The following is a 396-nucleotide window of genomic DNA, read 5'->3' as shown; positions in this document are numbered from 1 at the left end:
AGTTCGACGGCGTTCGCTGGTCCCGCACCGAACTTCTTCGACAGTTCGTAGGCGGCCTGTCCCTTGGTCTGGATGCGCACGAAAACGGTAATCGAACCGGGATCGATGTCGAGCGCACGAACGATGCGGGTCAGCTTGGCGATTTCGTCTTCATGATCGATCGCGATCACGCGAATACCGTAGCTTTCCAGCGCCAGCCGAATGTCGGACTGCGCCTTGACCGGGTGCATGTAGAGCATCTCGGCATCCGGCGCGACCTGACGCACGGCTGCGAATTCGCCCGGCGAGGCGACGTCGAACGCTTTGACGCCCGCCTCGACGAGCGTTTTCAGAACCAGATGCTCGCCATTGGTTTTCACCGCATAAGCGGTTTTTCCCGGAAACATCTCCATGAAC

At 59.3% G+C, this 396-nt stretch carries 1 pseudogene; it reads right to left on the bottom strand.

Annotated elements, in window-relative coordinates:
- Positions 1-396, bottom strand: a pseudogene (locus AB1462_RS32375) (hypothetical protein); the annotation flags it as partial.

The organism is Pseudomonas sp. SB113, from assembly GCF_040754745.1.
Taxonomy (GTDB): domain Bacteria; phylum Pseudomonadota; class Gammaproteobacteria; order Pseudomonadales; family Pseudomonadaceae; genus Aquipseudomonas; species Aquipseudomonas grimontii.
The sequence above is the reverse complement of the archived record's forward strand: the minus strand, read 5'-3'. Positions and strand labels throughout refer to the sequence as shown.